A 20,982-nucleotide genomic window follows, 5' to 3' on the forward strand; every position below is an offset into this window, starting at 1 on the left:
CCTCCTTTATTGCTGGAACGGGTAGACAGACCCGAGCTGCAAAATTTGGGTCAGAGCATCCAGCGCCTCGCGCCCTTCGCGCAGCAGCTGCGGATCCACCAGGTCAGCCTGGGTCAGGCGATCGCGGTAGTAGCGGTCCACCCAGTCATTGAGGGTATTGAACAGGGTCTCGTTCATCATTACCGCCGGGTTGACCGCCCGCTGCTCCTCGGGAGTCAGCACCACGCGCAGGCGCAGACAGGCCGGGCCACCGCCGTTAGCCATGCTCTCGCGCAGATCGAATACCCGCAGCTCGCTGATAGGGTTATCCTCCGCCACCAGACCACTCAGATAACGCCAGACGCCCGGGTGATCCTGCGACTCCTGCGGCAGGACCAGCATCATGCTGCCGTCGTCCCGGCTCAACAGCTGGCTGTTAAACAGATAGGTCGCGACCGCGTCCTGCACCGAGACCGCCTCAGTCGGCACTTCGATGGGCATAAAGCCGGGCACCCGCTCGCGCAGGGCCTCCAGCAGCGCGGCCTGATGCACAAACGCCTGCTCATGGCAGAACAGCACCTGGCGGTTCGATACGGCAATCACGTCGTTATGGAACACCCCCTGGTCAATCACCTGCGGGTTTTGCTGGGCAAACATCAGCTGCCCGGGGTTGACCTGGTTTAGCCGGGCAACCGCCTGGCTTGCGGCCAGGGTCTGGCGTGCCGGGTAGCGGGCCGGCGCCTCATTGCCCCCCTCTTCCCGACCGTAAACAAACAGCTGCAGGCCTGGCTCACCATAGTCACCGCCGAGGCGGTTATGGTTGGCCGCCCCTTCGTCACCGAACATCGCCACCTGCGGCAGCGCCGTATGAACGCTGAAACGGGATTCATCGCGAAAAAGAGCGCGCAGCACCTTTTCGGTGATGCCGGCTTCGCTGGCGCGGTGGAATTTGTTGTTGAGGTTAGCCACCGTCAGATGCACTTTGCCGTCGAGAGTGTCCGCCGACGGCGCCACGGTCGCGGCATTGGCTACCCACATCGAGGAGGCCGAACTGGCAGCGGAGAGCAGCTGTGGCATCTGAGTGCCTGCCTTCTCTACCACCTGTTCATCGGTGCCGGTAAAACCGAGCTGGCGCAGTACGCCGACGTTAGGCCGCTCCTGAGGCGGGATCACCGCCTGGGGAAAGCCCGCATCCGCCAGCGCCTTCATCTTTAACAGCCCCTGCTTTGCCGCCAGTTGCGGGTTGGAGATCTGAAAACGGTGTTTCGTGGAGGCCTCATTGCCGAACGACAGCCCGGCATAGTGGTGGGTCAGGCCTACCAGCCCGTCAAAGTTAACTTCACGCGCTTTCATGGCGCTTCTCCCGAGTAAAATCGAGGCCCGGGCTCAGCTGCTCCGGCAGGACAATGGCCGGAGTTTCGAGGCTCGCCATCGGCCAGGCACAGTAATCCGCCGCATACCAGGCGCTGGCGCGGTGGTTGCCGGAGGCCCCTACGCCGCCAAAGGGCGCAGTACTGGCCGCGCCGGTGAGCGGTTTGTTCCAGTTAACGATCCCGGCGCGCGCCTCCAGCAGCAGCTGGTCGAACTTCTCGCGATCCGGGGAGATCAGCCCGCACGACAGGCCGTAGCGCGTGGTGTTAGCCATCGCGATGGCCTGGTCGAAATCGTCATAGCGCCAGACGCAGAGCAGCGGACCGAAGACCTCTTCGTCCGGTACATCGCGCACCCCGGTCATCTCAACAATGCCCGGCGTCAATAAAGAGGTGCCCGCCTTCACCAGACGCGGATCCAACAGCGACTGGCCGCCACGGGCGACATGCTCCCGCCAGACGTGATAGACGTTTTTCGCCGCCTGTTCGGAGATCAGCCCGCCGATAAACGGCTGGTCGCTGGCATCCCACTCGCCCGGCAGCAGAAGTGCACTCACCTCCACCAGACGGGCGAGGAAGGCGTCACCCTCGGCACCGCTTTTTACCAGCAGACGACGGGCGCAGGTGCAGCGCTGCCCGGCGGTGATAAAGGCCGACTGGATGGTCAAATGAACCGCGGCGTTGATATCCGCCGGATCGTCGACGATCAGAGCATTGTTGCCGCCCATCTCGAGGGCCAGAATTTTTTCCGGCTGTCCGGCCAGCTGGCGGTGCAGCTGGTAGCCGGTGCCGGCGCTGCCGGTAAACAGCAGCCCGTCAATGTCGCCCAGCGCACTCAGGGCCTGGCCGGTTTCGCGCCCGCCCTGTACCAGATTGAGCACGCCCGGCGGCAGCACGGCCTGCTCCCACAGTTTGACGACCGCCTCCCCGCTCCACGGCGTCAGCTCGCTCGGCTTGAAGATCACCGTGTTACCCGCCAGCAGCGCGGGCACGATATGGCCGTTCGGCAGATGGCCGGGGAAGTTATAGGGGCCGAACACCGCCAGCACGCCGTGCGGGCGGTGGCGCAGGGTGGCGGCGCCGTCGGCCATCTCGGTACGCTGCTCGCCGGTGCGGGTGTGGTAGGCCTTCACCGAAATGGCGATTTTGTTGATCATCGCGGTGATTTCGGTCGCCGCTTCCCAGCGTGGTTTGCCGGTTTCGCTGGCAATGATGCGGGTCAGCTCCTGTTTGTTGGCCTCCAGCAGGGTAGCAAATTTCTCAACGATGGCCTGACGGGCGCTGAACGGCAGCTTCGCCCAGCCCGGGAAGGCGGCGCGCGCCGCACGGCACGCCTGCTCAACCTGCGCGGCGCTGGCGTCCGCCCCCTGCCATAACACCTCCTGACCTACCGGATTGTGTTTGGTGCGTGGTTCACCTTCGCCGGTCACCCAGTCGCCGTTAATCCATAAGTTCATGCTGTTTTCTCCTCGGGGCACAGGCGCACCATGCGAATACGATCGCCGGCGCGGCATTTCAGGGCATCCAGCTGGGCTGGGGTCAGCACCAGACGTTCACAGTCAGGATCCACGCGGATCAGCGTGGCGCGGAACTGGTCATATTGTTCATTGGCCACCAGGCAGGCGGGCCACTCGCCCGGCGCAGGCTGGCCTTCGGCTACCTCTACCAGACGGCTTTTACGGATCGCCCGCACCCGGTCGATGTCGCACTCCAGCGTCGGGCCGCCGTCAAAGATGTCGACATAGTTACGGTAGCGGAACCCTTCTTTCTCCAGTACCGCGCGCGCCGGGGCGGTTTGCGGATGCACCTGGCCAATCACGGCCTGCGCTTCGGGGCTGAGGAAATAGGTATAGATAGGATGTTTTGGCATCAGCTCGGCAATAAAGGCTTTCTGCCCGGTACCGCACAGATAGTCGGCCTTGCTGAACTCCATCGAGAAGAAGCGTTCCCCCAGGCTTTGCCAGAACGGCGAGAAGCCGGTTTCGTCGATCACGCCGCGCATCTCGGCCACTACTTTTTCATTAAAGCGGTCGCGGAAGGCGGCCATAAAGAGAAAGCGCGATTTGGAGAGCAGATAACCGTTGCCCTCCTTGCGCCATTCCGGATCGAGAAACAGCGTGCACAGCTCGCTGCTGCCGGTGTGATCGTTGCTGAGGAACAGCGTCGGCAGCGCATTGTAGACGTTCAGCTCTTTCGAAGCGTGCACCAGGGTGCCGACACGGTAGTTGTACCAGGGATCGTTCAGACCCACCGCCACCTCAATGGCGCAGATCCCGGCCACGGTGCCGCTGTCGGTATCCTCCAGCACAAACACGTAGCCCTGTTCGCCTTTCGGCAGCGTCCCTTGCCAGGTCTCCAGCGAGCGCTCAATGCGCGCCGAGAGGGTATTTTCATCAACGGGAAGCGAGGTCAACCCGCCTCCTGTTTTACCGGCAAGCTGCATGAGGGCGGATAAATCACCGCGCTCAATGGGACGGATGACCATCATGATGACACCCCGGACTTCACACGTTCACAGGCCAGCGCGAAGCGATCTAACCCGGTCTGCACTTCTTCCTCGCTGACGATCAGCGCAGGCGCGAAGCGCACCACGTTAGCCCCGGCGATCAACACCATCACGCCCGCTTTTGCCGCTTCCTGTGAGATAAGTTTAGCTTTTCCGGCGAACTCCTCCGTGAGCACGCAGCCAATCAGCAGCCCCAGACCGCGAATTTCTTTGAACAGGCCGGTTTTGGCGTTAATGGCCTGCAGGCGCTCGACAAACCACTCATGACGCTGCCTGACGCCGGTCAGCACTTCCGGGGTGTTGATGATATCCAGCACCTGACCGGCCACCGCCGACGCCAGCGGGTTACCGCCGTAGGTGGTGCCGTGGGTGCCGACGGTCATCACCCGGGCGAATTTGTCGGTGGTGAGCATTGCCCCCACCGGGAAGCCGCCGCCGAGGGCCTTGGCGGTGGAGAGCACGTCCGGGGTGACGCCGTAATGCATATAGGCATACAGCTCGCCGGTGCGGCCGACGCCGGTCTGAACTTCATCAAAAATCAGCACCGCGTTGTGGCGATCGCACAGCTCGCGCAGCCCCTGGAGGAAGGCTTTATCCCCAGGCAGCACGCCGCCCTCGCCCTGCATCGGCTCGACGATCACCGCGCAGGTGGTGTCGTCGATCAGCTCGCTGGCGGATTGCAGATCGTTATAGATCGCGTGACGGATATCCGGCGGCAGCGGCGCAAAGTCCTGGGAATAAGAAGGCTGACCGCCCGCGCTGACGGTAAAAAGGGTGCGGCCGTGGAAGGCATTTTTGAAAGCAACGATGCCGCTTTTCTGGCTACCAAAGTTGTCGTGGGCATATTTACGCGCCAGCTTCAGCGCCGCTTCGTTAGCTTCGGCCCCGGAGTTACAGAAGAACACTTTTTCGGCGAAGGTGGCGTCGATCAGTTTTTTCGCCAGGCGCAGCGCCGGTTCGTTGGTGTACCCGTTCCCGGTATGCCAGAACTTCGCCGCCTGGTCATTCAGCGCCTGTCGCAGCGCCGGATGGGCGTGGCCCAGGGCGTTAACCGCAATGCCGCCGGCGAAGTCGATATACTCTTTGCCCTGCTGATCCCACAGGCGTGAGCCCTCTCCCCGTACCGGAATAAAAGCCGCCGGGGCGTAAACCGGCATCATCCATTCATCAAAGTTTTCACGCGTAATTGACAGAGACATAGCGACCTCATCCGGTAAATAAAAGGTTGATTAAATGTTAAATATTTTAGTGTTTGCGCTGTAAATGTAGATTGCAGCGATCGTGCCAGCCAGCGATAAAAATGCATAAACGGGATGGGGGAACGTAGTATCAACAGGTTACGATATGGAGTTATTCACTGTTATTGCATATAAAGTGAATATTTTTACAACAAGCGCGGCTTTGCCGGATGAAAAACAGCTGTTTTATGCAGAAGCCAAATATAATTCTGGAATTGTGATCGCTCGCGAAATTTGTGGTCCATTTACGCGCCATCGCAGGGCATCACGCGCCAGATCGGTGCAAAAATTGCACTGTCAGTACGATCTATCGCAGAAATGGCTGGAACATACGCAGCGGCGGCAGTCAGCCCAATGAAATTCTGCTACCATCCTTGCACTATTCACCTTGCACTGGCAGCGACTATGAAATTTGTCTCTTTTAATATCAACGGCCTGCGCGCCCGTCCTCATCAACTGCAAGCCATCGTTGAGCAGCATCAGCCTGACGTTATCGGCCTGCAGGAGACAAAAGTCCACGACGATATGTTCCCTCTGGAAGAGGTGGCAAAGCTGGGTTACAACGTCTTTTATCACGGCCAGAAAGGCCATTACGGTGTGGCCCTGCTGACCAAAGAGACGCCCGTCTCGGTGCGTCGCGGCTTCCCGGGGGACGGTGAAGATTCCCAGCGTCGCATCATCATGGCGGAAATTCCCTCGCCGCTTGGCAACATCACCGTGATCAATGGCTACTTTCCGCAGGGCGAGAGCCGCGACCATCCGCTGAAATTCCCGGCTAAAGAGAAGTTCTACCAGGATCTGCAGTCCTTCCTCGAAACCGAGCTGAACAAAGAGAATCCGGTGCTGATCATGGGTGACATGAACATCAGCCATACCGATCTGGATATCGGCATCGGCGAAGACAGCCGCAAACGCTGGCTCCGCGCCGGGAAGTGCTCCTTCCTGCCGGAAGAGCGCGAGTGGATGGCGCGTCTGATGGACTGGGGTCTGGTGGATACCTTCCGCCACGCCAACCCGGAGACCCAGGATCGCTTCTCGTGGTTTGATTACCGCTCCAGAGGCTTTGACGATAACCGCGGCCTGCGCATCGACCTGCTGCTGGCAAGCGCGCCGCTGGCAGAGCGCTGCATTGAAACCGGGATCGATTACGAGATCCGCAGCATGGAAAAACCGTCCGACCACGCCCCGGTATGGGCGACATTCGACGTAAAATGAATGGCGGCAAACGTCCGTAAAATCACACTTCTGTGCGCCCTTCTGGGCGCATTTGTTGTTATTTATACGCAACTGCCTCCCGGCGTCCTGACGCTGGAAAATCTTCAGGCCCGGCATCAGGCGCTGCTGCTTTACTGCCAACAGGCACCGTTCCAGAGCGCCGCGCTCTTTTTCATTCTCTATGTGCTGGTCACCACCCTGTCGCTGCCGGGGGCTGCGCTGCTGACCCTGCTCGGCGGGGCGCTGTTTGGTCTGTGGCCGGGGATTTTGCTGGTCTCCTTCGCCGCCACGCTAGGCGCAACCCTGGCGATGCTGGTCAGCCGCTATCTGCTGCGCGACTGGGTGCAGCGCCGCTTTGCCGGGCCGATGCGCACCGTGAATGACGGAGTTGCCCGCGACGGGGTTTTTTATCTGTTTGCCCTGCGCCTGATGCCGCTGTTTCCTTTCTTTATGGTCAACCTGCTGGCCGGGGTGACGACCCTCGGGGTACGGCGCTACTGGTGGGTCAGCCAGCTCGGGATGCTGCCCGGTGCGGTGGTTTTTCTCAATGCCGGCCACCAGTTAGGGCAGATCGCCTCGCTGCGTGATATCCTCTCGCCGGGCGTGGTTTTCGCCTTTACGCTACTGGGACTGCTGCCGCTGATTACCCGCTGGCTGTTTGCCCGCTTTTCCCGCACTTCTCCATAACAGGGGGCATTATGCGCCGTGCGCGTTTTTGCATGTTGTTAACCGGCCTGCTGATGGCAGGGCCGGCGCTGGCCAATGACGGCTGGCAGAAAACTAAAGAGGATGCCCGGGGCCAGACCGTCTGGTTTAACGCCTGGGGCGGCGATGAGGCGGTAAACCGCTATCTGGACTGGGTGAGCGGCGAGATGAAAACCCACTACGCCATTACCCTGAAGATTGTCCGTCTGGCGGATGCCGCCGACGCGGTAAAACGCATCCAGACCGAGGCCAGCGCCGGGCGTAAAACCAACGGCTCGGTCGATCTGCTGTGGGTCAACGGCGAGAACTTCCGCACCCTGAAAACCGCCGGGCTGCTGCAGACCGGATGGGCACAAAGCCTGCCCAACTGGCGCTATGTGGATACGACTAAACCGGTGACGGAAGATTTCGCCATCCCGACCGAGGGGGCTGAGTCGCCATGGGGCAGCGCCCAGCTCACCTTTATCGCCAGCCGCAAGACCCTGCCGCAACCGCTGTCGGACCCGCAGGCGCTGCTGGCGTACGCCACCCAACATCCCGGTACCGTCACCTATCCGCGACCGCCCGACTTTACCGGCACCGCGTTTCTGGAACAGCTCCTGCTGACGCAAACCACCCTGCCGGAGGCGCTGAAGCAGCTGCCGGACAACGCCAGTTTCGCTGCGGTCACCGCCCCGCTGTGGGCGTATCTGGATAAGCTGCATCCCCATCTGTGGCGCGAGGGTAAAGATTTCCCGCCGTCACCGGCGCGGATGGATGCCCTGCTGGCAAGTGGCAATTTAGGGCTATCGATCACCTTTAACCCGGCCCACGCGCGGCAAAAAGTGAACAGCAACGAGCTGCCCGCTGACAGCTACAGCTTTGGTTTTCAACAGGGGATGATCGGCAACGTGCACTTTGTGACGATCCCGGCCAATGCCTCTGCCAGCGCGGGCGCGAAGGTCGTGGCTAACTTTTTACTCTCGCCGCAGGCGCAGATCCGCAAGGCGGACCCCGCCAACTGGGGCGATCCGAGCGTGCTGGATCCACAGACCTTGCCTGCCGCTGAGGCCGCAGCGTTGCGTCAGTTTATCCCGGCAGGACTCCCGGCCACGCTCGCGGAACCGCACGCCGCCTGGGTTAACGCGCTGGAGCAGGAATGGCTGCGTCGCTACGGCACCCACTAAGCGGGCTCGCCTGGCTGCTGATGGCGGCGGTGTATCTGCCGCTGCTGCCTGCCGTTGCCCTGCTGTTACCGCCGATCTTCTCCCTGGAGAACTGGCGGGCGCTGGCAGCGGATCCTCAGCTGCCGCAGGCGCTGATCGCCACCCTGGTGTCTACCCTGATTGCCGCCGTCGGGGCGCTACTGCTGGCGCTGGCGGTGGTGGCCGCGCTGTGGCCCGGTAGCCGCTGGCGACGGCTGTGCAACCACCTGCCCTGGCTGCTGGCGATCCCCCACGTGGCGTTTGCGGTCAGCGTGCTGCTGATTTTTGCCGAAGGCGGCGAGCTCTACCGCCTCTGTTCGTTCTGCTCCCCGGTGCTGGATCGCTACGGAATTGGCCTTGGCCTGACCCTCGCTATCAAGGAGAGCGCGTTTGTTCTCTGGGCGATTTACGCCTCGCTGCCGGAAAAAGATCTGGCGCAAAAAGTGACCGTGCTGCGTTCGCTGGGCTATGGCCGCTGGCAGGCGCTGCGCTGGCTGATTCTGCCCGCCATTGCCCCCGCGCTGGGGGCGGTGATGCTGGCGACGATCGCCTGGACGCTGTCAGTGGTGGACGTGGCTCTGATCCTCGGACCGGGAAACCCTCCTACCCTCGCCGTGCTGGCCTGGCAGTGGCTTTCACAGGGGAATACACAACAGCAGGCCAAAGGGATGCTGGTCTGTGCGATCCTGCTGATCATCCTGGAGCCGATCGCCGTCGCGCTGTTTCTCTGCTGGCGACGCTGGAAACGCACTATCCCGGACGTCTCCGGGGAGCGCCCGACGCCGCGCCCGCTGCGGGTGGGACGCGCCTGCGCCCTGCTGCTGCCCCTGGCGGGCCTCGTCAGCGTGGCGATCCTGGTGCTGGTGGCGGGCGATGCTCGCGTCTCCCGCGACACGGCGGCGGTGAGCCTGTCGCTGGGTCTCTGTTCGGCGGCGCTTGCGCTGGGAATGATCCTGCTCTGGCTGGAGTGGGGCCCGCAGCGCGGGGGCTTCTGGGTCTGGCTACCGCTGGCGCTCCCCGCCCTGCCGCTGGTGGCCGGACAGTATCAGCTGGCGCTGCTGATGCAGCTCGACGGAGAGTGGATTGCCGTGCTGTGGGGTCATTTACTGTGGGTGCTGCCGTGGATGCTGCTGGTGATGCAGCCGGCCTGGCGCCGACTCGATCCGCGCCTGATCCTGATCGCCCGCACCCTCGGCTGGGGATCGCTTAAAATATTCTGGCTGGTCAAATGCCCGCAGATGATCCGTCCGGCGCTCACCGCTTTTGCGGTCGGATTTTCCGTCAGTATGGCGCAGTATCTGCCCACCCTGTGGCTGGGCAGCGGCCGGTACGCCACGCTGACCACCGACGCCGTGGCGCTCAGCAGCGGCGGCAGTAGCGCCGTGCTGGCGGCCCAGGCGCTGTGGCAGCTGCTGCTACTGATGCTGGTCTTTGCCGCCTGCATCCTGCTTTCCCGGCTGGTGGGCCGCTTTCGACAGGGGTTACGTTAATGCTGATGGTTAAGGATGTTTCGCTCTCGCTGCGCCAGATGACGCTGCTGCACAACGTCAGTTTCGAGGTGCCGCCTGGCGAAATACTCACCCTGATGGGCCCTTCCGGCAGCGGGAAATCGTCGCTGTTTGCCTGGATGGTGGGGGCTCTGCCCGGCGATTTTCGCGCTGCCGGAGAGCTGTGGATCAATTCCCGGCGCTGCGACGCCCTGCCCACCGAGCTGCGGGGGCTCGGGCTGCTGTTTCAGGATGCGTTGCTCTTCGATCACTTCAGCGTCGGGCAGAATCTGCTGCTGGCGCTCCCGGCGGCGGTCAAAGGCGAGGCGCGCATACAGCAGGTTAACGACGCGCTGGACGCCGCGGAATTGAGCGGCTTCTTTCGTCGCGATCCCGCCACGCTCTCCGGCGGCCAGCGCGCCCGGGTGAGCCTGCTCCGCGCCCTGCTGGCTCAACCCCAGGCGCTGCTGCTCGACGAGCCTTTTAGCCGTCTGGATAAAAATCTGCGCGACCAGTTTCGCCGCTGGGTGTTTGCCGAAGTGCGTGCCCGGCGGATCCCGGTAGTACTGGTGACGCACGATGACGACGATATTCCCGCGAATGGGCAGATGCTGCCGATGGCAGGCTGGCAGTGAATCCCGTGACATCCTGCGCAAACGCAACGTTTTTTGTCCGGCAGATTGCCACAATCACGTCTCATTTTTTTACGATCGGGCATTTCGATGAAACGTGTTTCTCACCTGACCGCGCTGACCGCCGCTTTAGGTCTCGCCTCTTTTTCAACCCTGGCCGCTGACATGGCGCACTCCCTGACGCTGACGAAGCTTCAGCAGCAGCAAGGTTCAATTATTGATACCCGCGCCAGCGCCTTTTACAACGGCTGGCCGCAGACCCTGAACGGCCCTTCCGGCCACGAGCCTGCCGCCCTTAATCTTTCCGCCAGCTGGCTGGGGGCGATGAACGAGACCCAGCAGAAAGCCTGGGCGTCGCAGCATCAGCTGACCCCGACCACTCCGCTTGCCTTATACGGCAGCGACAGCGATAACCAGGCCGTCCAGGCCCGGCTGAATCAGGCGGGTTTCAGCCAGGTCACGTTGCTGAGCGATGCCCTGAAAAACCCGGCGCGTCTCCAGCGCCTCGCCCACTTCGAACAGCTGGTCTACCCGCAGTGGCTGAACCAGCTCCAGCAAGGTAAGACAGTGACCGCCGCCCCTGCCGGGGAGTGGAAAGTGATTGAAGCCGCCTGGGGCGCACCTAAATTTTATCTGCTGAGCCATATTCCCGGCGCAGGCTATATCGACACCAACGAGGTGGAAAGCGAGCCGCTGTGGAACAAAGTTTCCGATGCCGATCTGAAGGCAATGCTGGCAAAACATGGGATTCGCCATGACACCACGGTGATCCTCTACGGCCGCGACGTCTATGCCGCCGCGCGCGTGGCGCAGATCATGCTGTACGCCGGGGTGAAAGATGTGCGCCTGCTGGATGGCGGCTGGAAGGCCTGGAGTGAAGCAAACCTGCCGGTCGAACGCGGGACGCCAGGCAAAGTGACGCCAGCGGCCGATTTTGGCGCACCGATCCCCGGTCAGCCGCAGCTGATGCTGAATATCGAACAGGCCCGCGGCCTGCTGCATCGTAAGGATGCCTCTCTGGTGAGCATCCGCTCATGGCCGGAGTTTACCGGCGTGACCAGCGGCTACAGCTATATCAAGCCAAAAGGTGAGATCGCGGGCGCACGCTGGGGTCATGCCGGGAGCGACTCGACCCATATGGAAGATTTCCATAATCCGGATGGCACCATGCGCAGCGCTGAGGATATCGCCGCCATGTGGAAGCAGTGGAACATTCTGCCGGACCAGCAGGTGGCCTTTTACTGCGGCACCGGCTGGCGGGCATCAGAGACCTTCATGTATGCCCGGGCGATGGGCTGGAAAAATGTCGGCGTTTACGACGGCGGCTGGTACGAATGGAGCAGTAACCCGCAGAACCCGGTGGCGACCGGTGAACGCGGGCCAGAGAGCTCACTCTGATCCCGGCTGGCGCTGAACATCCTTCAGCGTCATATAGCCACTCCAGATGCGCGTTGCGGTGGTGAGCCAGCACAACGCGCCAAACACCCAGGCCAGCCACGCAAAGTGCGCCGGGAACAGGCAGCAAAGCACAAACAGCAGAATAGTTTCTGTTCCTTCCGTCAGCCCGCCCAGATAGTAAAACGACTTGTGGGCGTAGCCCGGATTGTCGATGTTGTGCTTCGCCGCCAGCGCCGCAAACGCCAGAAAGCTGCTGCCGGTGCCGATGAAGGCGAACAGCAGCCAGGCGGCTGGCAGCGCATTCACCACAGGATCCGCCAGGGCAAAGCCAAAGGGCACCAGAGCATAAAAGAGAAAATCGAGGGCGATATCGAGAAAGCCCCCGGCATCGGTTAACCCGCGCCGCCGCGCCAGCGCCCCGTCCAGCCCGTCCAGCAACCGGTTCAGCACAATCGCCACCAGCGCCGCCAGATACCAGCCCAGCGCCAGAAACGGCAGGGCCAGCACCCCGATAGCAAAGCCGATCAGCGTAATGCCGTCCGGAGCAATCCCCGGTTTATCCAGCGTCATCACCAGCCGGTTAAGCAGCGGTTTCAGGCGCGGATGGAGGTGACGGTCAAGCATCGTGTTTTTCTCCGGGCATGGCGCACAACCCTTGCGAAGGGATATCCAGCGCGGCATTGAAGCGCGCAGAGAGGTTCTGAAACGCGAGCAGTGCGGTCATCTCCGTGATCGCCTCATCGCTGAAGTGGCGGCGCAACGCCGCTTTGAGGGCATCGTCCACCACCGGCGGGGTGGCAGTAACCGCCTCGGCATAGGCCAGCGCGGCACGCTCTTCATCGCTGAATATGGGACTGTCGCGCCATGTCGCGACGGCCTGCACCTTCTCCAGACCACCGCAGCGTTCCGCCAGACGCAGCGCATTGGCATCGATGCAGAACGCGCAGTGGCACACCTGCGAGACGCGGGTCATCAGCAGCGAACGCAGCACCGGGTTGAGAGGCGATTTTTTGCGCTCCAGAAAGCCGACAAACAGCGCCACCAGCCAGAACAGCCGGGGCATTCTCCCCCACCAGCGCAGCGGATTGAGCACCGCGCCATAATGTTTTTTCTGCATCCTGGCGATTGGCGTTAGACTGGCGGGGATGGATTCGATGGGTTTAACCCAGGCTGGTGGTAACTCTTTCACAGGATGCTCCCTGGTCGCTAATAAGTACGTAGATCCTAACGCTTTCTCTCTTAACCATTATTGACGACCATGCTAAAAACACTCGATGTTGTTTGCGCTATTCTCGAACGGGATGGCAAGATTTTACTGGCGCAGCGCCCGCTGCATGCGGATCAGCCCGGTCTGTGGGAGTTTGCCGGGGGCAAAGTGGAGGCCGGGGAAACGCAGCCCGAGGCCCTGGCGCGCGAGCTGCGCGAGGAGCTGGGTATCGAGGCCCGGCCCGCGCGGTATATCGCCAGCCACCAGCGGGAAGTATCCCGGCGGCTGATTAACCTGCACGCCTGGCACGTCCCGACGTTTACCGGCACGCCCGAAACGCACTACCACAGCCAGCTGGTGTGGTGCTCCCCGCGCGAGGCGCTGGGCTACGATCTCGCCCCAGCGGATATTCCTCTACTGGAAGCCTTTATTCTCTTACACGACGCCAGACCAGCGGATTGGTGCTGATCGCCTGCGGATCCCGCTGGCACTGCAATAATACGCCCTCGGCTTTTACCACCGATCCTTCTGAATAGTTCTGATCCTGATAGATGCAGCACTGGTTGCACGGCGGTGGACGCTGACCGCTGGAGCTGAAGATCTCCGGCGGAATATTCACATCCACGCCGGTGCTAAACCGCTGGTCGGCCTGACTGCCGGCCGCGAAAACCCCAAGCAAAACAGCCATTACAATACGCTTCATAGACGTCTCTTCCTGTTGTGTCCTGACAATGACTATAACGGTAAACCTGCCGACAAACTTTAATCCCGCCGATCATCGTTTTTTATTATGACCCGGCACGTTTAATGAATTTAACTTGAGGGCGAAATTTAGCTTGCGTCACAAAGCCCATCGGGTGGTATAGTCGAAAAACACAACATCATGCATATATTTGTTACAAATAAAATAATCCCAATATATTAGAGGAACTTATAGTTATGGACCAGGCTTGCTCCCTTGAATCCTTTCTAAACCGTGTTCAACAGCGCGATCCGAATCAGAGCGAATTCGCTCAGGCCGTGCGTGAAGTGATGACCACCCTCTGGCCATTTCTGGAACAAAACCCCCGCTATCGTCAGATGTCCCTGCTTGAGCGCCTGGTTGAACCAGAACGCGTGATCCAGTTCCGCGTGGTATGGGTGGACGACCGCAATCAGGTGCAGGTCAACCGCGCCTGGCGTGTCCAGTTCAGCTCCGCGATCGGCCCGTTCAAAGGCGGGATGCGTTTCCACCCGTCGGTTAACCTGTCGATCCTGAAGTTCCTCGGCTTTGAACAAACCTTTAAAAATGCCCTGACCACCCTGCCTATGGGCGGCGGCAAAGGCGGCAGCGATTTTGATCCGAAAGGCAAGAGCGAAGGCGAAGTGATGCGCTTCTGCCAGACGCTGATGACCGAACTGTATCGTCACCTAGGCGCGGATACCGACGTACCGGCCGGGGATATCGGCGTGGGCGGGCGCGAAGTGGGCTTTATGGCCGGGATGATGAAAAAACTCTCCAACAACAGCGCCTGCGTCTTCACCGGGAAAGGTCTCTCCTTCGGCGGCAGCCTGATCCGCCCGGAAGCCACCGGTTACGGTCTGGTCTACTTTACTGAAGCGATGCTGAAGCGTCACGGTATGAGCTTCGACGGGATGCGCGTCGCGGTATCCGGCTCCGGCAACGTGGCCCAGTACGCTATCGAGAAAGCAATGGAGTTGGGCGCCCGGGTGATCACCGCCTCCGACTCCAGCGGCACCGTGGTTGATGAAGCAGGCTTCACCACAGAAAAACTGGCGCGCCTGTGCGAAATCAAAGCCAGCCGTGACGGTCGCGTGGCCGATTATGCCCGCGAATTCGGTCTGACCTACCTTGAAGGCAAACAGCCGTGGGCCGTACCGGTTGATATCGCCCTGCCATGCGCCACCCAGAACGAACTGGATATTGATGCAGCGCACCAGCTGATCGCCAACGGCGTAAAAGCGGTTGCGGAAGGGGCTAACATGCCAACTACCATCGAAGCCACCGACCTGTTCCTGCAGGCTGGCGTGCTGTTCGCACCGGGTAAAGCGGCAAACGCCGGCGGTGTGGCAACCTCAGGTCTGGAGATGGCGCAGAACGCCGCGCGTATGGGCTGGAAAGCCGAGAAAGTGGATGCGCGTCTGCATCACATCATGCTGGATATTCACCACGCCTGCGTCGAGTACGGCGGAGAAGAGAAGCAGACCAACTATGTCCGCGGTGCGAACATTGCCGGGTTTGTGAAGGTCGCGGATGCGATGATGGGTCAGGGTGTGATCTGATTCTGTGGCTGTGCCGGGTGGCGCTGCGCTTACCCGGCCTACGGTTCGTGCTTTTGCAGGCCGGGTAAGGCGTAGCCGCCACCCGGCAACTCCTCAGGCCGCACTCTTCTTCTTAAACTTTTTCTTCTTGTCGCCACCCGGCGCAACCATGCCGCGAAAATCTCTGACCGAGGTATTCCGCGCCTGGTTGATCAGATCGAATAACGTGCCCACCAGCGGCTGCATAAAATCCTGATAACGACACTGTTTTTCGCTGATCTGGGTCAGCACCGACTCCCAGTGCGCGGTCATGTCCGGGCGGGCGGCCATCTCCGGCAGGGAGTGGATCAACGCCTTTCCGGCATCCGTCGCGTGGATATAACGCCCTTTCTTGTGCAGAAAACGGCGTTTAAACAGCAGCTCGATGATCCCCGCGCGAGTCGCTTCCGTCCCCAGCCCGTCGGTGGCACGCAGGATTTTCTTCAGATCTTTATCCTGCACAAACCGGGCAATACCGGTCATTGCTGAGAGGATCGTGGCGTCGGTGAAGTGTCGCGGCGGCTGGGTCTGTCGCTCCACCACTTCGCCCTTCTCGCACAATAGTTCGTCGTCTTTTTTCACCACCGGCAGCGGCGTGCCGTCGTTCTCCTCGTCACGCTCTTTATTGCCCAGCAGCGTGCGCCAGCCCGCTTCGGCAAGGAAACGCGCCTTGGCGATAAACTTGCCTTTGGCGATCTCCAGCTCAATAACGCACTTGCGGAACAGCGCATCCGGGCAGAACTGCATCAGGTACTGACGGGCGACGAGGTTATAGACCTTCGATTCGTTCTCGGTCAGATTGACCTTGCTGCTGCGCGCCGTCGGGATGATGGCGTGGTGGGCATCCACCTTCTTATCGTCCCAGCAGCGGTTGCGGGTATCCGGATTGACCACCGGCTGCGGCAGTAAATCGGGCGCGTGGGCGGCAATGGCGTTCAGCACCGCGTGGCGTCCGGCGAAATGCTCCTCCGGCAGATAGCGGCTGTCGGAACGCGGATAGGTGATCAGCTTGTGCGTTTCATACAGCTTCTGGCAGATATCGAGCACGTTTTGCGCGCTCAGGCCATAGCGTTTTGCCGCCTCGATCTGCAGGGCAGAAAGGGAAAACGGCAGCGGAGCAGGTTCTGATTCCCGTTTATCGTTATAGCTGGTGACGACGGCGGGCTGGCCCTCAATACGGGTCACCACGTGGTCGGCCAGCGGACGATGCAGCAGGCGCCCCTCTTCATCCTGATAAGGTTCGCAGGCCTCGCTCGGCTGCCAGATGGCGGTAAAACGTTCGTCCTTCGGGGTAACGATGTGGGCTTTCACTTCGAAGAAATCTTTGGCGACAAAGTTCTCGATATCTTCATCGCGGCGCACCACCAGCCCCAGCACCGGAGTCTGCACGCGACCCACCGAGAGCACCCCCTGATAACCGGCGTTACGCCCGAGAATGGTGTAGGCGCGGGTCATGTTGATGCCGTACAGCCAGTCGGCGCGGGCGCGAGCCAGCGCGGAGACGCACAGCGGCACAAACTCGCTGTTGGATCGCAGACGCGAGATGGCACGCTCCACCGCCTGCGGGTTGAGATCGTTGATCAGACAGCGCTGCACCTGGCGGCGTTTCTCTGGCGAGAGGTTCAGGTAATCCAGCACCTCGTCCACCAGCAGTTGCCCCTCCCTGTCCGGGTCACCGGCGTGGATCACTTCTGCGGCGTCATTCAGCAGGCGCTTAATGACGTTGAGCTGTTTGGTGACCGTCGGGCGCGGCTGCAGCTGCCACTTTTCCGGCACGATGGGCAGATCGTTGAGATTCCAGCGCGCGTAGCGGCTGTCGTAAGCGTCCGGCTGGGCCTGCTCCAGCAGGTGACCGATACACCAGGTGACCACCTGCCCGTTTCCGCACTCGATATAGCCATCGCCCTTGCGATGCGGCTTGGGTAATACATCCGCGATCGCCCGGGCGAGGCTGGGTTTTTCGGCAATAAATAACCGCATTGAATTAACGGATCTCAATCATCGGACGGCCGCCGCGGGCGGTCACCAGCTCGCCGATGGCGGTCAGGGTGATACCGAACTCAGCGGCGGTCGCCTGGACTTCGGCTTCTGCCTCCGGCGTGACCGCCAGCAACAGGCCGCCGGACGTCTGGGGATCGCACAGCAGATCGCGCCACTCGGCAGGCATCTCGCCCATCAGGTGGCCGTAGCTGGCGAAGTTACGCTGCGTGCCGCCCGGCACGGCACCCTGGACAATATAGTCTTCCACGCCCGGCAGCTTCGGCACGTCCTGATACCAGACCTGGGCCTGCACGCCTGCCCCCTGGCACACTTCGCTCAGATGGCCCAGCAGGCCAAAGCCGGTGACGTCAGTCATTGCCTTCACGCCCTCAATGTTCGCAAAGGCGGCGCCGGCGAGGTTCATCTGGCACATCACCTCCGTTGCCAGCCCTTTGTGCTCCGGCTGCAGCAGGGATTTTTTCTCGGCAGTGGTGAGCACGCCAATGCCCAGCGGCTTGGTGAGGAACAGCTTGCAGCCCGCTTCGGCGGTGCTGTTGCGTTTAACGCGCTCCGTCGGCACCACGCCGGTGACCGCCAGGCCGAAAATGGGCTCCGGGGCATCAATGGAGTGGCCACCCGCCAGGGCGATCCCCGCCTGCTGGCAGGCAAAACGCCCGCCCTCGATCACCTCGCGGGCGATCTCCGGGGCCAGGGTATTGATTGGCCAGCCGAGGATCGCAATCGCCATGATCGGCTTTCCGCCCATGGCGAAGATGTCGCTGATAGCGTTGGTGGCGGCAATGCGCCCAAAGTCGTACGGGTTATCGACGATCGGCATAAAGAAATCGGTGGTGCTGATAACGCTGGTGCCGTTACCTAAATCGTAGACCGCGGCATCGTCGCGGGTTTCGTTACCCACAAGCAGGTTCGGGTCGACAAACTTCGCCTGCTCGCTATGCAGAATGGTTTCCAGCACTTTGGGGGAAATTTTACAACCGCAACCGGCTCCATGGCTGTATTGCGTTAAACGAATGGCTTGCTCGCTCATGACAATCTCCTTTCATTACAATTGCACTATGTTAGCGCTCATTCCATTAAGTGATAAGTATGACTGTCTGAATTCTGCGGCAGTTGTTCAGGATCCAGACAGTTTTTGCACCGGGGATCAGAAATGAGTGACAAACGGCCCGGTGTCGGGCACGGAGACGGTGGTCGAGGCTTTCAACTGCGGGGTACCCAGATAGAGGAAACCGACGATTTTGTCGTGTGCGCCGCAGTCCAGGCCTTCGCGGACCACCGGGCTGTCGGTTAATGCGCCGCTGCGCCAGATACCGTTGTAACCCTGGGCGACGGCAGCCATCTGCATAGCCATTACCGCACAGCCGGCAGACATCTCCTGCTCCCACACCGGCACTTTGTGCTGCGGCTGGCATTTGGCGACCACGGCGATAATCATCGGCGCGCGGAACGGCGCGTTGCGGGCTTTCTCAATCGCCTTTTCATCCTGTCCGGCGGCCACGGCCCCTTTCTCCAGCAGGGTACTGAAGCGCTCGCGTCCTTCACCCTCTATGATAAAGAAGTGCCACGGCTGTAAGGTGCCGTGATCCGGGGCGCGCATCCCGGCGCGAAGAATGTTGTCCAGCTGTTCGCCTGCCGGGGCGGGCTCGGTCAGACGCGCCGCGCTTCGGCGGTTAACAAGCAGTTCGAGTGCATCCATGGGGTTACTCCTGTCTTGAAATTTACTCAAAATTAACACGACGGCAGATTTTGTTACAGCGTGGCAGGCGATTCCTGCTGACAAGTGGCGGTCGGGTCATTACGATAGCCCGACAACACCGTCCAGTGGCGACGGGAAGGTAATTATCTGGACAGGGAGAATACATGCGAACCCTCTGGCGACTGTTTGCCGGCTTTTTTAAATGGACGTGGCGACTGCTGAATTTCGTCCGAAATCTGGTGATGAACATTTTCTTCATCCTTATTCTGATGGTTTGCGTGGGCGTGTGGATGCACCTCAGCACCAACAACCAGGCTCAGAGCGCCGGGCGCGGCGCGCTGTTGCTGGATATCGCAGGGGTCGTGGTCGATAAACCCTCCACCAGCAACCGTCTTGGGGTACTGGGCCGCCAGCTGTTTGGCGCCAGCAGCGACCGTCTGCAGGAAAACTCGCTGTTCGATATCGTCGATGCTATTCGTCAGGCGAAGGATGACCGCAACATCACCGGCATCGTGCTGGATCTGAAGAACTTTGCCGGAGCGGATCAGCCTTCCATGCAGTACATCGGTAAAGCGCTGCGTGAGTTCCGCGACAGCGGCAAACCGGTGATTGCGGTGGGCGATAACTACAGCCAGGGGCAGTACTATCTGGCAAGCTTTGCCAATAAAGTGTGGCTCTCGCCGCAGGGCACCGTCGATCTGCACGGTTTCGCCACCAATGGCCTCTATTACAAATCGCTGCTCGATAAGCTGAAAGTCACGACCCATGTCTTCCGCGTCGGGACCTATAAATCTGCCGTAGAGCCGTTTATCCGCGACGATATGTCTCCTGCCGCCCGTGAAGCGGATAGCCGCTGGATTGGCGAGCTGTGGCAGCACTATCTCGCCACCGTCGCCGCCAACCGCCAGATCGCTCCGGAGCAGGTCTTCCCGGGTGCGCAGGGCGTGCTGGATGGGCTGCGTAAAGTCGATGGCGATACCGCGAAGTATGCGCTGAACAGCAAGCTGGTGGATGCCCTGGGCTCCAGCGCCGAAATTGAAAAGTCCCTGACTAAGCAGTTCGGCTGGAGCAAAGAGGACAAGAACTACAGCGCCATCAGCTTCTATGATTATCAGGCGAAAAAACCGGCCGATACCGGTGACAGCATTGCCGTGGTCTTCGCTAACGGGGCGATCATGGATGGCGAAGAGACGCCGGGCAACGTCGGGGGTGATACCACCGCCGCGCAGATCCGCGATGCGCGTCTCGATCCGAAAGTGAAAGCCATTGTCCTGCGGGTGAACAGCCCGGGCGGCAGCGTCAGCGCATCGGAAGTGATCCGCGCGGAACTGTCAGCGGCCCGCGCCGCCGGTAAACCGGTGGTGGTTTCCATGGGCGGCATGGCGGCATCCGGTGGTTACTGGATCTCGACCCCGGCGAACTACATCGTGGCGAACCCAAGCACCCTGACCGGCTCCATCGGCATCTTCGGTTTCATTAACACCGTAGAGAACAGCCTCGACTATCTGGGCGTGCATACCGACGGCGTGGCGACCTCGCCGCTGGCGGATATTGCCATCACCAAAGCACTGCCGCCGGAAGTGTCACAGATGATGCAGCTCAGCATTGAGAACGGCTATAAGCGCTTTATCAGCCTGGTGGCCGACTCCCGTAAGCAGACCCCGGCGCAGATCGACCAGATTGCCCAGGGCCACGTCTGGACCGGCCAGGATGCGAAATCCAACGGGCTGGTGGATAACCTGGGCGATTTCGATGACGCCGTGGCCAAGGCCGCCGAACTGGCGAAGCTGAAGCAGTGGCATATCGACTTCTATCAGGATGAGCCGACCTTCATCGATTTGGTGATGGACAGCTTCTCCGGCTCGGTCAAAGCCATGCTGCCGGACGCGCTGCAGGCATATCTGCCGGCGCCGGTCGCCTCGGCGGCGAAGGCAGTTAAAGCGGAGGGCGACAAGCTGGCCGCCTTTAACGATCCGCAAAACCGCTACGCGTTCTGCCTCACCTGCGCTAACGTACGTTAATCCCCATCCCCTCTTCTGCGAAGAGGGGATTTTTCTTTGAAG

20 protein-coding genes are annotated in these 20,982 nt (G+C 60.9%); 10 read left to right on the top strand and 10 right to left on the bottom strand.

The features are described 5' to 3' along the window. Positions 1–6: 6 nt before the first annotated feature. From astB to LRS40_RS20925, 4 genes are read right to left on the bottom strand one after another with little or no spacing between them, the layout of a single operon-like run. Positions 7–1,332: an N-succinylarginine dihydrolase gene (astB, locus tag LRS40_RS20910; RefSeq protein WP_231312563.1), complete on the bottom strand. Its 1,326-nt coding sequence runs from the start codon at positions 1,330–1,332 to the stop codon at positions 7–9. After that, the gene (astD, locus tag LRS40_RS20915; protein WP_231312564.1) at positions 1,319–2,806 is read right to left on the bottom strand and encodes a succinylglutamate-semialdehyde dehydrogenase; all 1,488 of its coding nucleotides are present in this window, start codon (positions 2,804–2,806) and stop codon (positions 1,319–1,321) included. The genes astB and astD overlap by 14 nt, the downstream gene beginning before the upstream one ends. Next, on the bottom strand, positions 2,803–3,837 hold the full coding sequence (gene astA / locus LRS40_RS20920) for an arginine N-succinyltransferase (protein WP_142489157.1): 1,035 nt from the start codon (positions 3,835–3,837) through the stop codon (positions 2,803–2,805). The genes astD and astA overlap by 4 nt, the downstream gene beginning before the upstream one ends. Then, complete coding sequence (locus LRS40_RS20925) at positions 3,834–5,054, bottom strand: aspartate aminotransferase family protein (RefSeq protein ID WP_231312566.1); 1,221 nt, start codon at positions 5,052–5,054, stop codon at positions 3,834–3,836. The genes astA and LRS40_RS20925 overlap by 4 nt, the downstream gene beginning before the upstream one ends. 145 nt (positions 5,055–5,199) lie before the next feature. Here LRS40_RS20925 and LRS40_RS20930 point away from each other — a divergent pair, with 145 nt between their 5' ends. The 7 genes from LRS40_RS20930 (at position 5,200) to LRS40_RS20960 (ending at position 11,714) form a co-directional block, all read left to right on the top strand. Then, entirely contained in the window at positions 5,200–5,451 is a 252-nt protein-coding gene (locus tag LRS40_RS20930) for a hypothetical protein (RefSeq protein ID WP_142489155.1), read from the top strand. Positions 5,452–5,498: 47 nt separating this feature from the next. Next, positions 5,499–6,308 (top strand): exodeoxyribonuclease III, encoded by an 810-nt coding sequence (gene xthA / locus LRS40_RS20935; protein ID WP_142489154.1) that lies wholly within the window; start codon positions 5,499–5,501, stop codon positions 6,306–6,308. Next, a complete protein-coding gene (locus tag LRS40_RS20940) occupies positions 6,309–6,995 on the top strand; it encodes a TVP38/TMEM64 family protein (RefSeq protein WP_231312567.1) in 687 nt (228 codons plus the stop codon). A gap of 11 nt (positions 6,996–7,006) precedes the next feature. After that, positions 7,007–8,179 (top strand): ABC transporter substrate-binding protein, encoded by a 1,173-nt coding sequence (locus LRS40_RS20945; protein WP_370649926.1) that lies wholly within the window; start codon positions 7,007–7,009, stop codon positions 8,177–8,179. Next, on the top strand, positions 8,152–9,687 hold the full coding sequence (locus tag LRS40_RS20950; protein WP_231312568.1) for an ABC transporter permease subunit: 1,536 nt from the start codon (positions 8,152–8,154) through the stop codon (positions 9,685–9,687). Before LRS40_RS20945 ends, LRS40_RS20950 begins: the two co-directional genes overlap by 28 nt. After that, on the top strand, positions 9,687–10,319 hold the full coding sequence (locus LRS40_RS20955; protein WP_231312569.1) for an ATP-binding cassette domain-containing protein: 633 nt from the start codon (positions 9,687–9,689) through the stop codon (positions 10,317–10,319). Before LRS40_RS20950 ends, LRS40_RS20955 begins: the two co-directional genes overlap by 1 nt. A gap of 87 nt (positions 10,320–10,406) precedes the next feature. Then, positions 10,407–11,714 (top strand): sulfurtransferase, encoded by a 1,308-nt coding sequence (locus LRS40_RS20960; RefSeq protein ID WP_231312570.1) that lies wholly within the window; start codon positions 10,407–10,409, stop codon positions 11,712–11,714. Here the strand turns inward: LRS40_RS20960 and LRS40_RS20965 are convergent. After that, on the bottom strand, positions 11,706–12,338 hold the full coding sequence (locus tag LRS40_RS20965) for a CDP-alcohol phosphatidyltransferase family protein (RefSeq protein WP_142489148.1): 633 nt from the start codon (positions 12,336–12,338) through the stop codon (positions 11,706–11,708). The genes LRS40_RS20960 and LRS40_RS20965 overlap by 9 nt on opposite strands. After that, positions 12,331–12,903, bottom strand: a complete 573-nt coding sequence (locus tag LRS40_RS20970) for a carboxymuconolactone decarboxylase family protein (RefSeq protein WP_185902348.1) — start codon at positions 12,901–12,903, stop codon at positions 12,331–12,333. Before LRS40_RS20970 ends, LRS40_RS20965 begins: the two co-directional genes overlap by 8 nt. Positions 12,904–12,972: 69 nt before the next feature. Here LRS40_RS20970 and LRS40_RS20975 point away from each other — a divergent pair, with 69 nt between their 5' ends. Further along, the gene (locus tag LRS40_RS20975) at positions 12,973–13,389 is read left to right on the top strand and encodes a pyrimidine (deoxy)nucleoside triphosphate diphosphatase (RefSeq protein ID WP_231312571.1); all 417 of its coding nucleotides are present in this window, start codon (positions 12,973–12,975) and stop codon (positions 13,387–13,389) included. On the opposite strand, the gene LRS40_RS20980 is transcribed toward LRS40_RS20975, so the two are convergent. Further along, positions 13,349–13,624, bottom strand: coding sequence for a YnjH family protein (locus LRS40_RS20980; protein WP_231312573.1), 276 nt, complete (start codon positions 13,622–13,624; stop codon positions 13,349–13,351). The genes LRS40_RS20975 and LRS40_RS20980 overlap by 41 nt on opposite strands. A gap of 236 nt (positions 13,625–13,860) precedes the next feature. On the opposite strand from LRS40_RS20980, the gene gdhA reads away from it, so the two are divergent. Further along, complete coding sequence (gene gdhA / locus LRS40_RS20985; RefSeq protein WP_231312574.1) at positions 13,861–15,204, top strand: NADP-specific glutamate dehydrogenase; 1,344 nt, start codon at positions 13,861–13,863, stop codon at positions 15,202–15,204. A 93-nt stretch (positions 15,205–15,297) separates the two neighbouring features. Here the strand turns inward: gdhA and LRS40_RS20990 are convergent, their stop codons facing one another. The 3 genes from LRS40_RS20990 to LRS40_RS21000 all read right to left on the bottom strand — a co-directional run bounded on the left by LRS40_RS20990 (position 15,298) and on the right by LRS40_RS21000 (position 18,919). Beyond that, entirely contained in the window at positions 15,298–17,202 is a 1,905-nt protein-coding gene (locus LRS40_RS20990) for a DNA topoisomerase III (RefSeq protein WP_231312575.1), read from the bottom strand. A gap of 4 nt (positions 17,203–17,206) precedes the next feature. Beyond that, positions 17,207–18,250, bottom strand: coding sequence for a selenide, water dikinase SelD (gene selD, locus LRS40_RS20995; protein ID WP_231312576.1), 1,044 nt, complete (start codon positions 18,248–18,250; stop codon positions 17,207–17,209). Between the two features lie 117 nt (positions 18,251–18,367). Then, entirely contained in the window at positions 18,368–18,919 is a 552-nt protein-coding gene (locus tag LRS40_RS21000; RefSeq protein ID WP_231312577.1) for an NAD(P)H nitroreductase, read from the bottom strand. Between the two features lie 164 nt (positions 18,920–19,083). Here LRS40_RS21000 and sppA point away from each other — a divergent pair, with 164 nt between their 5' ends. After that, entirely contained in the window at positions 19,084–20,940 is a 1,857-nt protein-coding gene (gene sppA / locus LRS40_RS21005) for a signal peptide peptidase SppA (RefSeq protein ID WP_231312578.1), read from the top strand. The last annotated feature ends 42 nt before the right edge of the window (positions 20,941–20,982 follow it).

This window comes from Leclercia sp. G3L, assembly GCF_021117075.1.
Taxonomy (GTDB): Bacteria; Pseudomonadota; Gammaproteobacteria; order Enterobacterales; family Enterobacteriaceae; genus Enterobacter; species Enterobacter adecarboxylatus_C.